Annotated in this window: 9 protein-coding genes and 2 other RNA genes; 4 read left to right on the top strand and 7 right to left on the bottom strand. The window is 53.9% G+C overall.

Annotation, left to right across the window (positions count from 1 at the left end; translation table 11 throughout):
* Nucleotides 1–115: 115 nt before the first annotated feature.
* Nucleotides 116–246: non-coding RNA, RtT sRNA (locus NA986_RS02910), on the top strand.
* Between the two features lie 44 nt (nt 247–290).
* Nucleotides 291–421: non-coding RNA, RtT sRNA (locus NA986_RS02905), on the top strand.
* Nucleotides 422–507: 86 nt separating this feature from the next.
* Here the strand turns inward: NA986_RS02905 and NA986_RS02900 are convergent.
* The 6 genes from NA986_RS02900 to narK all read right to left on the bottom strand — a co-directional run bounded on the left by NA986_RS02900 (nt 508) and on the right by narK (nt 10,724).
* On the bottom strand, nt 508–2,037 hold the full coding sequence (locus NA986_RS02900) for a tetratricopeptide repeat protein (RefSeq protein ID WP_023215811.1): 1,530 nt from the start codon (nt 2,035–2,037) through the stop codon (nt 508–510).
* A 241-nt stretch (nt 2,038–2,278) separates the two neighbouring features.
* Nucleotides 2,279–2,956 carry a respiratory nitrate reductase subunit gamma gene (narI, locus tag NA986_RS02895; protein ID WP_000545594.1) on the bottom strand — a complete coding sequence of 226 codons (678 nt, stop codon included), beginning with the start codon at nt 2,954–2,956 and terminating at the stop codon, nt 2,279–2,281.
* Nucleotides 2,956–3,666, bottom strand: coding sequence for a nitrate reductase molybdenum cofactor assembly chaperone (gene narJ, locus NA986_RS02890; RefSeq protein WP_023215810.1), 711 nt, complete (start codon nt 3,664–3,666; stop codon nt 2,956–2,958). The genes narI and narJ overlap by 1 nt, the downstream gene beginning before the upstream one ends.
* On the bottom strand, nt 3,663–5,198 hold the full coding sequence (narH, locus tag NA986_RS02885) for a nitrate reductase subunit beta (protein WP_000702629.1): 1,536 nt from the start codon (nt 5,196–5,198) through the stop codon (nt 3,663–3,665). The genes narJ and narH overlap by 4 nt, the downstream gene beginning before the upstream one ends.
* A complete protein-coding gene (locus NA986_RS02880; RefSeq protein WP_070793962.1) occupies nt 5,195–8,938 on the bottom strand; it encodes a nitrate reductase subunit alpha in 3,744 nt (1,247 codons plus the stop codon). Before NA986_RS02880 ends, narH begins: the two co-directional genes overlap by 4 nt.
* A gap of 388 nt (nt 8,939–9,326) precedes the next feature.
* Nucleotides 9,327–10,724, bottom strand: coding sequence for a nitrate transporter NarK (narK, locus tag NA986_RS02875; RefSeq protein ID WP_000019848.1), 1,398 nt, complete (start codon nt 10,722–10,724; stop codon nt 9,327–9,329).
* Nucleotides 10,725–11,064: 340 nt separating this feature from the next.
* Between narK and narX the strand changes: the two genes are divergently transcribed.
* Both narX and narL read left to right on the top strand, forming a co-directional pair.
* Nucleotides 11,065–12,861, top strand: coding sequence for a nitrate/nitrite two-component system sensor histidine kinase NarX (gene narX / locus NA986_RS02870; protein ID WP_070793961.1), 1,797 nt, complete (start codon nt 11,065–11,067; stop codon nt 12,859–12,861).
* Nucleotides 12,854–13,504, top strand: coding sequence for a two-component system response regulator NarL (narL, locus tag NA986_RS02865; protein ID WP_001064598.1), 651 nt, complete (start codon nt 12,854–12,856; stop codon nt 13,502–13,504). The genes narX and narL overlap by 8 nt, the downstream gene beginning before the upstream one ends.
* Here the strand turns inward: narL and NA986_RS02860 are convergent, their stop codons facing one another.
* Nucleotides 13,505–14,929, bottom strand: a complete 1,425-nt coding sequence (locus tag NA986_RS02860) for a YchO/YchP family invasin (RefSeq protein WP_024147235.1) — start codon at nt 14,927–14,929, stop codon at nt 13,505–13,507.
* Nucleotides 14,930–14,983: the final 54 nt, after the last annotated feature.

The following is a 14,983-nucleotide window of genomic DNA, read 5'->3' as shown; positions in this document are numbered from 1 at the left end:
GAAAGCGTTGCCGCAGGCAACGACCCGAAGGGCGAAGCGCGCAGCGCTGAGTAATCCTTCCCCCACCACCATCACTTCTGTCGCGTATCTTATCCCCGTTAAGCACAGTGTCTCATATCTCTCCGTACGGGGAAGGATGAGAAGCTTCGACCAAGGTTCGATTCGAGCGCAGCGAGAAAGCGTTGCCGTAGGCAACGACCCGAAGGGCGAAGCGCGCAGCGCTGAGTCATCCTTCCCCCACCACCATCACTTCCGTCGCGTATCTTATCCCCGTTAAGCACACTGTCTCATATCTCTCCGTACGGGGAAGGATGAGAAGCTTCGACTAAGGTTCGATTCGAGCGCAGCGAGAAAGCGTTGCCGTAGGCAACGACCCGAAGGGCGAAGCGCGCAGCGCTGAGTAATCCTTCCCCCACCACCATAATCTCCTGGCAGCGCCTCAATCAATCTTAATCGCCCCCACAGGCAGACTTCACACCATGGCGCCATAGCTTATTGGCTATCTTATCAATGCTTCTTCCTGGCAATCTTTTTCGCCTCCTTTGACTGGTTGATTTTTCGCCTGATGAGATCAAAGGCGGCATATGTCTCGCTAAGTTGATCTGGGGTAAGCGTTCCCTTGAGTCGGTTTCTTTCGGCAATGAGCGCTGAACAATCATCCTTAGATTTTTCCGTATATATACTTGCCATGTAATACCAAATATAGGCCTGCTTATTATCTTTAGGCACACCCTGGCGCCCATGAGCATAAATTTCCCCAAGTGCTGATTGTGCCGGAGCAACCCCCTGCTCTGCCGCTTTGAGGTACCACTTCAGCGCATTCCGGCTATTTTCAGGCACGCCTCTTCCCGTGCTATATGCTACGCCAAGCTGATATTGCGCTTTCGCAAAATCCTGTTTTGCTGCTTTTCGATACCATGCGATAGCCTGTCTGTCGCTTTGCGCGACGCCGCGACCAAATGCAGACATGATGCCCAGATGCGTTTGCGCAGCAGGCAGCCCCTGGCGAGCGGCTTTGCGATACCACGCCAGCGCCTGTTGGTAGTCCTGAGAAACGCCCTCACCCTGCATAAACATCACGCCGATCGCATCCTGCGCCTCGGCCAATCCTTGCGCTGCGGCTCTGCGATACCACTCCAGCGCCAGGTTGTGATCTTTCAATAAGTGATAACCGTTGTAATACCATACGCCAAAATTGTACTGTACCTTTGCCATCACGCGTTGCGCTGTTTTTCGATACCACGTCTGAGAGTAAACCCGGTCAGCGGGATGCGCTTTATCATAGAGCGCATTCAGCGGAATGTGGCCTGGCGTATAGCTGCCTGGTATACCTTCATTAAGCCAGTAAACGGCCTGACGATAATCCTGAGGCACGCCTTCACCATAAAAATAGGCAACACCGAGATAAAGTTGCGCGGGGTAGTACATATTTTCCGCCGCTTTACGCATCAAGATCGCCGTTTGCTGATAATCCTGAGGGACGCCCTGACCGTGGGCGTACATTACTCCAAGCTTAAATTGTGCTGACGAAGCTGAACCCTGGCCGCGGACAACGCCCGCATCATTGGTTGGAGAGGCGGCTTTTCGATACCACTCCAGCGCTAGCTGGGTATTTTGGGGAAACCCATCGCCATACATATAGGCGTCACCGAGGATTTCTTGCGTACTACTATCCCCTAGCTCTGCCGCCTTGCGATACCACTCCAGCGCTTTTTGTCGACTAAGTGGAAAATTTTCACCATAGTTGTAATGATAGCCAAGGATGAAATAGGAAAAATCAGAACCTTGTTTACCCGCTTTCTCCAGCCATTTTATGGCTAGTTTATAATCAGGCTTAACGTATCGCCCCTCCGCATACCAGCTTCCAAGCGCGAACTGCGCGCTTTCATCCCCTTGTTCCGCTTTTTGCTCTAGTTCCTGAACGTACTGGCATTCTTCTGAGTCGGCGGGATAGCGCTCCTCGCAGACAGCAGCGTGAGCCATTTTTGAAATAAATATATTTAATATTATTATTTTGAAAATTGATGAAAAACGCATACAACTATCCTTATTGTCGTTTATGGCGTGATTATATGCTGCATCATCCTTTTTCTGCTTACAAAAAACTCGCACAGATGCTGAATAAACTCAGAAACAAAGAGTCCGGATTCAGATGCCAGACATGGCAGATCCGCTGTAAACGAAACAAGGCGGCGGTCGATAAGGCATTTATGCCGCACTCCGGCAAACAGCCATAAAAAAACTCCGCCGAAGCGGAGTTTAGGGCATCGAGAGAAAATCAGTGACGCGCACGTACAATCTGGTATTTGCGGGTCAGGTACTCGACCGGCACGCTCCAGATATGCACCAGGCGCGAGAAGGGGAACAACAGGAACAGCGTCATCCCCAGTACCAGGTGCATACGGAAGATAAAAGCTACACCGTCCAGATGTGCGGATGCGCCACCGTGGAAGGTCACAACTGACTGCGCCCACCCGACCAGCTTCATCATTTCACTCCCGTCCATATGCTGGGCGGAAAACGGAATGGTCAGCAGCCCCAGCGCGCACTGAATCACCAGCAGCGAGAGAATCAAAATATCTGCGCCGGTAGTGGTGGCGCGGACACGTGGGCTAAACAGACGACGCTTGAGCAGTAAAATACCGCCAACCAGCGTCAGCACGCCGCAGGCACCGCCGGCAATCATTGCCATCTTCTGCTTCACGTCGACCGGCAGAAAAGCTTCATACATCCAGTGCGGCGTTAACATGCCCAGGAAGTGACCGGCGAAAATACCCAGAATCCCAATGTGGAACAGGTTTGACGCCAGGTTCATTCCTTTGCGATCCAGCATCTGACTGGAAGCCGCCCGCCAGGTGTACTGACCGTAGTCGTAACGTAACCAGCTACCGATCAGAAATACCGATCCGGCAATGTACGGGTAGATATCAAAGAAGAACATATTCAGGAAGTGCATTAGTGCTGTCCTCCGGTGGTGATATTCAGATATTGCGGCGCCACGGCCCCGGCAAAACGACGCTGGTGAGCGGAGATTTCCGACTCGCCACACCCTTGATCGGCGAAGAATTTCACCTGCTCTTCTTCCCAGACCGCATCCAGCGCTTGTGGGGTATCATCACGTGCTTCATTCGCAATTTTTTCAGCCACTTTGCCGCTGTCGATAACGGTATTCGCCAGTTTTAACAGCAGATCGAACAGCACCGCATAACGGCTGTCACGCTGTTGCAAACGTGCGCTGAGCAGCGCCAGAATCGGCGCGATATCCTGTAACCCCCCTAACGCTTCGCTTTTCGGCAATTGCGCAAGGTATTCCAGATACAGCGGCAGATGATCGGGAAGTTCGCGGCTGTCGAGCTGCAAACCGTGCTGCTCATACTGTGCCATCAGGTCAACCATCGCCTGACCGCGATCGCGGGATTCCCCGTGTACATGTTCAAACAGCAGCAGCGATGTAGCGCGACCACGGTCAAACAGTTCACTGTAGGCGGCCTGTACATCCAGCATGTCCTGCGCGGTTAAATCGCGCAGGAAAACGCCCAGAGTCTGGGCATCCTCTTTATCCAGGTTCTCAGATGACGCGAGCGCATCGAACAACTCCTGCTGATGCTGCCACAGGGCAACATCCGGGTACTCGAGCAGACGCGAAACAATGACGAGTTCAATCATGCGTGCGGCTCCGTTTTGCTGGTCACATCAACAGCGTCGATGCGGCGGCTGTTGAACAGATTGAATTTGGTATCAGACCCGTGGCAACCATCGCCGAAGGTAAAGCCACAACCGCTTTTCTCCGGGAATGCGTCACGCGCCAGTTCACGATGGCTGCTCGGCACCACAAAGCGATCTTCATAATTAGCAATCGCCAGGTAACGATACATTTCCTGCGCCTGGGCTTCGCTTAAACCCACCTCTTCCAGCGCGCGGGTATCCACTTTACCGTCTACGGTTTCCGCACGTTTGTAGTGACGCATCGCCAGCATCCGTTTCAGCGCCAACAGTACCGGCTGGGTGTCGCCAGCGGTCAACAGGTTCGCCAGGTACTGCACCGGGATACGCAGACTGTCTACATCCGGCAGAATACCGTTGCTGCCCAGTTCACCCGCGTCGGCGGCAGACTGAATCGGTGACAAAGGCGGTACGTACCAGACCATCGGCAGCGTGCGGTATTCCGGATGCAGCGGCAGCGCCAGCTTCCAGTCCATCGCCATTTTGTACACTGGCGATTGCTGCGCCGCATCGATCACGCTCTGCGGCACGCCGTCCTTCAGCGCCTGCTCAATGACAGCCGGATCGTTTGGATCGAGGAACACGTCCAGTTGACGCTGGTATAGATCTTTTTCGTTTTCCGTACTGGCGGCGCTTTCAATGGCATCGGCGTCATACAGCAGTACGCCAAGATAACGGATACGGCCCACGCAGGTTTCCGAGCAAACAGTCGGCTGACCGGCTTCGATACGCGGGTAGCAGAAGATGCACTTCTCGGACTTGCCGCTCTTCCAGTTGAAGTAAATCTTCTTGTACGGGCAGCCGGTGATGCACATCCGCCAGCCGCGGCACTTGTCCTGGTCGATCAGCACAATGCCGTCTTCTTCACGCTTGTAGATGGCACCGCTTGGGCAGGTTGCCACGCACGCCGGGTTAAGGCAGTGCTCGCACAGGCGCGGCAGGTACATCATGAAGGTGTTTTCGAACTGGCCGTACATCGCCTTCTGCATGTTTTCGAAGTTCTGGTCTTTGGCGCGTTTTTCGAACTCGCCGCCCAGAATCTCTTCCCAGTTTGGCCCGCTGGTAATTTTGTCCATCCGCTGGCCGGTAATCAGCGAGCGCGGACGCGCGATCGGCTGATGTTTGCTTTCCGGCGCGGTATGCAGGTTCTGGTAGTCGTAATCAAACGGCTCGTAGTAGTCGTCGATGCCCGGCAGATGCGGGTTAGCGAAGATTTTACCCAGCAGCAGCGCCCGGTTGCCCATGCGTGGCTGTAGTTTGCCGTTGATTTTGCGGATCCAGCCGCCTTTCCATTTTTCCTGATTTTCCCAGTCATTCGGAAAACCAACGCCAGGCTTACTTTCTACGTTGTTGAACCACGCGTATTCCATACCTTCGCGACTGGTCCAGACGTTTTTACAGGTCACTGAACAGGTATGACAGCCGATGCACTTATCGAGATTCAGCACCATGCCGACTTGTGAACGAATTTTCATTTTACGCTCTCCTGTACCTGGTCATTGCCTTCGCCATCCAACCAGTTAATGTTCTTCATCTTACGTACCACCACAAACTCATCGCGGTTGGAGCCGACGGTACCGTAGTAGTTAAAGCCGTAGGCTAACTGCGCATAGCCGCCGATCATATGGGTCGGTTTCGGCGTAATGCGCGTCACCGAGTTATGAATACCGCCGCGCTGCTGGGTAATTTCCGACCCCGGCAGGTTTACGATACGTTCCTGCGCGTGGTACATCATGGTCATGCCCGCCGGTACACGCTGGCTGACCACTGCGCGTGCGGTCAATGCGCCGTTGCTGTTGAAGACTTCGATCCAGTCGTTATCTTCAATGCCCAGATCTTTGGCGTCGGTTTCGCTCATCCATACAATCGGGCCGCCACGCGACAAGGTCAGCATCAACAGGTTATCGCTGTAGGTCGAGTGGATACCCCATTTCTGGTGCGGCGTCAGGAAGTTGAGCGCCTTCTCCGGATTACCGTTGGATTTACGCCCCATCACCGCTTTCACCGAGCGGGTGTCGATCGGTGGGCGATACACCAGCAGACTTTCGCCGAAGTCGCGCATCCACTGGTGATCCTGATACAACTGTTGACGACCAGACAGCGTACGCCATGGGATCAGCTCATGAACGTTGGTATAACCGGCGTTATAAGACACATGTTCATCTTCCAGGCCAGACCAGGTCGGGCTGGAGATAATTTTGCGCGGCTGCGCCTGTATATCGCGGAAACGAATTTTTTCGTCTTCTTTATTGGTTGCCAGATGCGTATGGTCGCGACCGGTAAACTCGCTCAGCGCCGCCCAGGCTTTCACCGCCACCTGACCGTTGGTTTCCGGCGCTAACGTCAGGATCATCTCTGCCGCGTCAATCGCCGTGTTGAGCATCGGCTGGCCTTTCGCCGGACCGTCCGCTTTGGTGTAATTGAGCTTACGCAGCAAGTCCATTTCGCTTTGCGTGTTCCAGGCAATCCCTTTCCCGCCGTTGCCGATTTTCTCCATCAGCGGGCCGATAGAGGTAAAGCGTTCGTAAGTCGCCGGGTAATCGCGCTCGACGGTCATGATGTGCGGCGCGGTTTTCCCTGGAATCAGATCGCATTCGCCTTTTTTCCAGTCTTTCACGTCCAGCGGCTGCGCCAGTTCAGCGGCAGAATCGTGCTGGATCGGCAGCGTCACGACGTCAGTCTCTTTACCCAGGTGGCCTACACAGACTTCGGAGAATTTCTTCGCAATGCCTTTGTAGATTTCCCAGTCGCTTTTCGATTCCCAGGCCGGATCTACGGCGGCAGACAGCGGATGAATAAACGGATGCATATCCGAGGTATTCATATCGTCTTTTTCATACCAGGTGGCGGTCGGCAGTACGATATCGGAGTACAAGCAGGTGCTCGACAGGCGGAAGTCCAGCGTCACCACCAGATCCAGTTTGCCGTCCAGGCCATTGTCGCGCCACTCCACTTCTTCCGGCTTCACACCGCCCTGCTTGCCGAGATCCAGCCCCTGAATACCATGCTCAGTACCCAGCAGATATTTCAGCATGTACTCATGGCCCTTACCGGAAGAGCCAAGCAGGTTTGAACGCCAGATGAACAGGTTACGCGGGTGGTTTTTACCGTTTTCCGGCTGCTCGGCGGCAAAGCGAATCGAACCCTCTTTCAGGGATTTGACGGTATAGTCTACCGGCGTCATACCGGCTTTTTCCGCTTCACGCGCAATGTACAGCGGGTTAGTGCCTAACTGCGGCGCCGACGGCAACCAGCCCATACGCTCGGCGCGCACATTGAAGTCAATCAGATGACCGCTATAGCGGGATTTGTCCGCCATCGGCGACAATAATTCCTCGGCGGTCACCGTCTCGTAGCGCCACTGGCTGGAGTGGTTATAGAAGTAAGAGGTGCTGTTCATGTGACGCGCCGGACGCTGCCAGTCAAGGGCAAACGCCAGCGGCTGCCAGCCGGTCTGCGGACGCAGTTTTTCCTGGCCGACGTAGTGCGCCCAGCCGCCACCGCTCTGACCAACGCAACCACAGAACACCAACATATTGATCAGCCCGCGATAGTTCATATCGAGGTGATACCAGTGGTTCAGACCGGCGCCAACGATAATCATTGAACGCCCGTGCGTTTTGTCCGCGTTATCGGCGAATTCCCGTGCGACACGGATGATCTGCGCCCGCGGCACGCCGGTGATCTGCTCGGCCCATGCTGGCGTATATGCTTTGGTATCATCATAACTGGCGGCACAATTTTCATCGTTGAGGCCGCGTTCCAGACCATAGTTCGCCATGGTCAGGTCATACACGGTGGTGACTAACGCGGTAGAACCATCGGCCAGTTGCAGACGTTTAACCGGCAATTTGTGCAGCAGGACGTTATCCAGCGCCACATGATTAAAGTACTCTGAACCTTCGCCGCCGAAATACGGGAAGCCCACGTCAGCAATCTCATCCTGGCTGCCCAGCAAGCTGAGCTGCAATTCAGTTTCTGCACCGGTAGTCCCGTCGCGCTGTTCGAGGTTCCATTTGCCTTTTTCGCCCCAGCGGAAACCAATTGAACCGTTTGGCGCCACCATTTCACCGTTGCTGTTAATGGCGACGGTTTTCCATTCCGGGTTATTTTCCTGCCCCAGCGAATCAACGAGATCGGCAGCGCGCAGCATACGACCTGCGGCATAATAACCATCACGCTCTTCAAGCATCACCAGCATTGGCATGTCGGTATAGCGACGGACATAATCGGTGAAGTACTGGCGCGGGTTGTCGAGGTGGAATTCGCGCAGCATGACGTGGCCCATCGCCAGCGCCATCGCCGCATCGGTCCCCTGCTTCGGCGCCAGCCACAGATCGCACAGTTTGGCGATTTCGGCATAGTCCGGCGTCACCGCGACGGTTTTAGTGCCTTTGTAACGTACTTCGGTAAAGAAGTGGGCATCCGGCGTACGGGTTTGCGGCACGTTAGAGCCCCAGGCGATAATATAGCTGGAATTGTACCAGTCAGCGGATTCCGGCACGTCGGTCTGCTCGCCCCAGGTTTGCGGGGAGGCTGGCGGCAGGTCGCAGTACCAGTCGTAGAAGCTCAGGCAGGTACCGCCAATCAGCGAAAGATAACGTGCGCCGGAAGCGTAGGAGACCATCGACATCGCCGGGATGGGTGAGAAGCCCGCGACGCGGTCAGGGCCATAGGTTTTCACGGTGTACACGTTGGAAGCGGCGATCAGCTCGTTCACTTCCTGCCATGAGGAGCGAACAAAGCCGCCACGACCACGCGCCTGTTTGAAGCTTTTGGCTTTATCGGCATCTTCAATGATGGAGGCCCATGCCTCTACCGGATCGCGATGCAGTTTTTTCGCCTCGCGCCACATCTTCATCAGACGTTTGCGCATTAGCGGATATTTCAGTCGGTTAGCGCTGTAGAGATACCAGGAGTAGCTTGCGCCGCGCGGGCAGCCGCGAGGTTCATGGTTTGGCATATCAGGACGGGTGCGCGGGTAATCGGTTTGCTGTGTTTCCCAGGTCACCAGACCATTTTTGACATAAATTTTCCAGCTACAAGAACCGGTGCAGTTCACCCCATGGGTTGAGCGCACAATTTTGTCATGCTGCCAACGTTGGCGGTATCCGTCCTCCCAGTCCCGGTTTGTTTCGAGAAGCTGGCCGTGCCCATCGGCAAAGGTTTCGCCCTTCTGCTTGAAGTAGCGAAACCGGTCCAGGAATTTACTCATCGGGTTTCTCCTGTGTGGAACCTTACGGCTCTCTGATAAATCGACATTGCTTAACTAAGGGCGAAGGTAACGCGCTGAATGGGCGTGAGAATTGATAACGATCAAGGCGGGCAGGGATGCAAATGGCGCGCAAACCTCCTGTATACTCCTTTTGGAGGAGTGGTTTTATTTATATATCTTACTGATTTAATTACATAAAATTAAATTTACGCACGATATGAATGTTAAATTTTCAACAAGTGGGTATTAAGGGGTATCCCCCTGGATGACCGATAAAAATGTGCGTGGTCAGCCCTGTTGCGCCTCTCTTCTTGACTATAAGTATGTTGTAACTAAATGCGGGTAAAAAAAAAGCGCGGTCTAACGCCGCGCAAAGGATAATCAAAAGTTACTTTTTATTTTTAGAATGACGTCCATATACCGCCCAGGTAATAACGACGCAGGCGATATAGAAAATAAGAAAGACCTTCATCGCGCCGACTGGCGAACCGGTTAATGCTAAAGATGAACCAAACGCTTTCGGAATAAAAAAGCCGCCAATCGCGCCAATCGCGGAAATAAAGCCCAGCGCCGCCGCCGTATCGGTCGCCGCTTCACGCATGGCTCTTTCGTCCGACCCGCCTTCCGCTTTTACCCGGTCCATCGTCAGTTTACGGAAGATAACGGAGATCATCTGGAAGGTAGAACCACTCCCCAACCCAGCCGTCAGGAACAGCGCCAGAAATACCCCGTAGAACGCGATAAAGCTACCGCCAACGCCGCCAGTGGGTAATGTCAGGAACAGCAGACCGCTGAAAATCGCCATCAGGACAAAGTTGATAAGCGTGACGCGAGTCCCCCCCAAACGGTCAGAAATTGCGCCGCCTGCCGAACGCGCCAGCGCGCCGATAAACGGACCGAAAAACGCATAATGCAGGATCTGCACATCCGGGAATTGCGTTTTAGACAGCATAGCGAACCCCGCGGAGAAACCGATAAACGATCCGAAGGTCGCCAGATACAGCAGACTCATGATCCACAGATGACCACGTTTGAGCACCGGCAGTTGCTCTTTTAGCGAGGCCTTAGACGTCGCCAGTTCGTTCATGCCGAACCACGCCGCCAGCGTAAAAATGGCCAGGAAAGGCACCCAAATCCAGGCTGCGTTCGCCAGATAGAGCTGAGAACCGTCCGGCTGCTCTACACCGTGGCTGCCAAAGGCGGCAAAGATAGAGAGCGAAACCACCAGCGGCGCAACCAGCTGCATCACGCTCACGCCCATATTGCCCAGACCGCCGTTCAGACCCAGCGCGCCGCCCTGCTTTTGTTTAGGAAAGAAAAAGCTGATGTTCGCCATACTGGAGGCAAAGTTCGCGCCGGCAAAACCACACAGCAAGGAAATAATAATGAAAGTGCTAAATGGCGTACTGGTATCCTGAACGGCAAAGCCTAACCATACGCAAGGCACGATGAGGATACCGGTACTGAACGCTGTCCAGCGACGTCCGCCAAATAGCGGCACCATAAAGGAGTAAGGCACCCGTAGCAGCGCGCCGGAAACAGATGGCAGCGCAGTCAACATAAAGAGCTGATCGGTCGTAAAATTAAATCCCACTTTCGGCAGGTTCACCGCCACTGCGCTGAATAGCATCCAGACGCAAAACGCCAGCAGTAAACACGGGACAGAAATCCACAAATTACGGCTGGCGACACGATGGCCGCGCTGCTGCCAGAACGCCGGATCTTCCGGACGCCATTCCGTGATAACAGCGCCAGTTGCCCTTTCCGGGGCGGATGAGTGACTCATAGACACCTCTGATTCTTGATTTGATGTCTGCCACATTAGGGTTTACTGCCGAAGGTAAGTTGATATAAATCAAAGGAAAAGTCGTCATCACCGGCGACTAAAAAGCGTTATTATCCTTAATGAGTAGGCTATTTTGGTAAAAAAGCTGTGGTTTTTCACCATGCTGTGTCTGTCTACTCCTTCCCGTCGCAGATACCTCTCTACGGCGGCAATTAAGGAGTAACTCGTTATAGGTATGGGTATACTCCGCTGTATCGTTGAGAATAGCGGCACAGCCGATTGACGCCCCTCTTTTTTGCTACGTTTTTTCGGCGACATTACCCCGAAGAAAGAAGGTAACATGTTTAAACGGTGTTTCTCTCCTCTTACGCTGGTTAACCAACTGGCGCTGATTGTCATGCTCTCTACCGCTATCGGCGTGGCGGGGATGGCGGTTTCCGGCTGGCTGGTTCAGGGCGTGCAGGGTAGCGCTCATGCGATTAATAAAGCGGGCTCATTGCGTATGCAAAGCTATCGACTACTGGCCGCTGTCCCGCTGGATGCTAAAGATCAAAAGCTGCTGGATGAGATGGAGCAAACGGCATTCAGCCCGGAACTGACCCGCGCCGCTGAGCGAGACGGGCAGCAGAAACAGCTTAAAGCGTTGCAGGATTACTGGCATAACGAACTCTCGCCAGGGCTACAGCACGCGCAAAACGCGCACGCGGTCGCAGAAGATGTCACGCGCTTTGTGGCGGGCCTGGATCGCCTGGTGACGTCGTTCGACCATACTACTGAATTGCGTATCGAACGCGTGGTATTAGTTCACCGGGTAATGGCGATCTTTATGGCGCTATTGCTGGTATTTACGATTATCTGGCTACGTGTTCGCCTTTTGCAGCCCTGGAAACAGTTGTTATCAATGGCGCGCGCCGTCAGTCAGCGCGACTTTACCCAACGTGCCAATATCAGTGGACGCAATGAGATGGCCGCGTTGGGTTCTGCGCTCAATAATATGTCTGAAGAACTGGCCGAAAGTTATGCGGTACTGGAACAGCGCGTACAGGAAAAAACAGCCGGTCTGGAACATAAAAACCAGATTCTCTCGTTTTTGTGGCAAGCCAACCGCCGACTGCATTCACAGGCTCCGCTATGTGAGCGTCTTTCACCGGTACTGAATGGCCTGCAAAATTTAACCCAGTTGCATGATATTGAGCTGCGAGTCTATGACCTGGAAGATGAAGATAATCACCAGGAATTTACCTGTCAGTCGGACATCAGTTGCGATGATAAAGGCTGCCACCTTTGCCCACGTAGCGCCCTGCCGATGATTAACGGCGGTACCACCTTAAAATGGCGGCTCACCGACTCTCACACCCAATACGGTATTTTGCTGGCGACGCTGCCCTATGGACGCCATCTCAGCCACGATCAGCAACAGTTGGTGGACACGCTGGTTGAACAGCTTACCGCGACTCTGGCGCTCGACAGGCATCAGGAGCGCCAGCAGCAGTTGATTGTCATGGAAGAGCGTGCCACCATTGCCCGCGAACTGCATGATTCTATTGCCCAGTCGCTCTCTTGTATGAAGATGCAGGTGAGCTGCCTGCAAATGCAGGGCGACGTGTTACCGGAAAGCAGCCGTGAGTTACTCAGCCAAATTCGCAATGAGCTGAACTGCTCCTGGGCGCAACTGCGCGAACTGTTAACCACTTTCCGCTTACAGTTGACGGAACCCGGGCTACGTCCGGCGCTGGAAGCAAGCTGCCAGGAGTTCAGCGCCCGGTTTGGCTTTACGGTAAAACTGGATTACCAGCTTCCCCCCCGCCTGGTGCCTTCACACCAGGCGATACACCTGTTACAAATTGCCAGGGAAGCCCTCAGCAACGCCCTTAAACACTCTCATGCCGACGATGTGGTGGTGACAGTGACGCAATGTGGCAAACAGGTCAAACTAAAAGTGCAGGATAATGGCTGCGGCGTCCCGGAAAACGCCGAACGCAGTAATCACTACGGCATGATCATCATGCGCGATCGGGCGCAAAGTTTGCGCGGCGATTGCCGGGTACGCCGACGCGAGACTGGCGGAACAGAGGTCACTGTTACTTTTATTCCAGAAACAAACTTCACAGAAACCCAGGGAGATACCCATGAATAATCAGGAACCGGCAACCATCCTGTTAATTGACGACCATCCGATGCTACGCACGGGTGTAAAGCAGCTTGTGAGTATGGCGCCCGATATCAGCGTGGTCGGAGAAGCCAGCAACGGTGAGCAGGGTATTGACCTGGCGGAATCGCTCGATCCCGATCTGATCCTCCTTGATTTGAATATGCCGGGAATGAATGGTCTCGAAACGCTGGATAAATTACGCGAAAAAGCGCTGTCAGGACGTATTGTCGTTTTCAGCGTATCCAACCATGAAGAAGATGTCGTCACGGCGCTAAAGCGCGGCGCGGATGGTTATCTGTTGAAAGACATGGAGCCGGAGGACTTGCTCAAAGCGTTACAACAGGCCGCCGCCGGCGAAATGGTATTAAGTGAAGCGTTAACGCCAGTACTGGCGGCCAGCCTGCGGGCCAACCGCGCCACCACCGATCGCGATGTAACGCAACTCACCCCGCGTGAGCGCGATATTCTGAAGCTCATCGCGCAGGGATTGCCGAATAAGATGATTGCCCGGCGTCTGGATATCACCGAAAGTACGGTCAAAGTGCACGTGAAACATATGCTCAAGAAAATGAAGCTGAAATCGCGCGTGGAGGCCGCCGTCTGGGTACATCAGGAACGCATCTTTTAATTATTGCTCCTGGAACGGTTGCCAATGCGGATTATCGTCCGGCATTGTGATAAACGGTTCAGTCAGCGCGAGCGTGATCTCATTGGAAGAGACACGCTGACCTTTTTCATCCTCAACCACCACCGATAAACGCCAGCGATTTGCCGCGCCTTCGCGGTGATCCCAGGCCGGCATAATGATTGTCCAGCCCTCGGTACTGCGGGTGTCCGTTCCTGCCGTCAAACTTAAGGCCTGTGTATCGCCCTGCCAGCTCAAATGACGAATACCGTGCACGCTGCGCACCTGCAATTTTAACGCAACCGTCTCACCAGGCGTAAGATCCCAGGGCGGCGTCGCCAGAAAAACCGTTAACGTTTTACGCTGCCGATACTCCATTGTCGGCAGCGAGTTACGTTGCGGCGTATCATAGCGGCTACCGCGTAATGACTGGCTTTGCGCCACTTCACTGGCGGCAAGCTGCTTTTTGAGCGGCACGCCGAAGCGGTAGTTAAGCGTCAACCCCAGGTTATTTTGACTGACCCCGCTCTCGCCCTGTTTGTGCTGGGCGGTCATGGTAAGCAAAGGTACTGGCGTATAGTTGAGACCCAGTTTTAACGCGACAGGATTGTGATACCCCGTTCCGGAGTCAAACAGATCCACGCTATCGCCAAAGTACTGCTCCAGACTAACGCTGGTATTGATATGCTGGTAAAACGGCAGCCGCACTTGCGCGTTGATATCATATCCGCGCGCCATTCGCTGTTCTAAGGTCGCCGTATGCGTCTGCCAGTCGGCAAAAGGCTGATAATAGTTGGCGGATAAACGCAAATATTCTCCCCACGCCTCCGCGCCAAAGCCGGCGCGCTGCAGATTTTCATCCAGCAGATTATCGTAAAAGGTATTATAGCCAAGAAGCCAGCCATCCTGCGCCCAGCGCTGTCCTACGCCAATGTTGCTTACCAGTCCGTCAGTCTGTTGCGTAAGACCAAGCTGGCTCCAGGTCAGATAGCGCTGTTTATCCTGTAAAGGGATAAACCAGCTTCCGCGACTGCCGTTAAAATGACCTTCGTTATCGACGTTAATATCCACGCTGGCGCTGCCCCAGGCTGATAGCCAGCTTTCAAGCTGCTGGTTAACCTGCTCGCTGACCACATCGCGTACCTGTCCGAAAGCAAATTGCCGCGCCTGTTCACCGGTATCCAGATCGTTATTTTTCATGCTGGCTTCGCCAAACGCTTTGGCCATCTCGGCAAAATGCTTTTCCCCTTCGTGGGATTCCGGCATCATGCCTAAATCCGGCAGACGGTTTTGATCGAAAGGGTCTTGCGCCTGCGCACGGATCGTACCGCTGGCAGTCAGCAAGAGAAGCGAGAGTGAGAATGAACGAAAAACAATACGGCTCAACGTGTCGGCAACTTCTACAACAAAAGATAAGAGGAATGGCATCAAAGTAAACCATAACGTGTCCGGACAGGTTTTGCAGCCTTTTCTCGTGCTTCC

This window comes from Salmonella sp. NW177 (genome assembly GCF_051811585.1).
Taxonomy (GTDB): Bacteria; Pseudomonadota; Gammaproteobacteria; order Enterobacterales; family Enterobacteriaceae; genus Salmonella; species Salmonella enterica.
The sequence above is the reverse complement of the archived record's forward strand: the minus strand, read 5'-3'. Positions and strand labels throughout refer to the sequence as shown.